The organism is Corallococcus praedator, assembly GCF_003612125.1.
Lineage (GTDB): Bacteria > Myxococcota > Myxococcia > Myxococcales > Myxococcaceae > Corallococcus > Corallococcus praedator.
This window is the reverse complement of the sequence record NZ_RAWI01001322.1, coordinates 1-402: the sequence shown is the minus strand read 5'-3', so window position 1 is coordinate 402 and position 402 is coordinate 1. Positions and strand designations below refer to the sequence as shown.

The 402-nt window shown below is 62.2% G+C and carries 1 protein-coding gene; it reads left to right on the top strand.

The window, feature by feature from the left end:
• A partial coding sequence (locus D7Y13_RS44280) for an aconitase family protein (RefSeq protein ID WP_244222508.1) occupies positions 1-402 on the top strand: 402 nt, incomplete at both ends.

Here is a 402-nt window from a genome sequence, read left to right as displayed (position 1 = left end):
AGCCGTGGGTGAAGACGTCCCTGGCGCCGGGTTCGCAGGTCGTGGCGGAGTATCTTTCGAAGTCGGGACTGCAAAAGGATCTCGACAAGCTCGGATTCAATCTCGTCGGCTTCGGCTGCACGACGTGCATCGGCAATTCCGGCCCGCTGCCGGTGGAGATTTCGAAAGCGATCAACGACAACGGCGTCATCGCCGCCGCCGTGCTGTCGGGCAACCGCAACTTCGAAGGACGCGTGAGCCCGGACGTGCAGGCGAACTATCTCGCCTCGCCGCCGCTCGTCGTCGCCTACGCGCTCGCCGGATCGATGCAGATCGATCTGTCGAAGGAGCCGCTCGGCCTCGACAAGAAGGGCAAGCCGGTGTTCCTCAAGGATATCTGGCCGTCATCGAAGGAAATTCAGT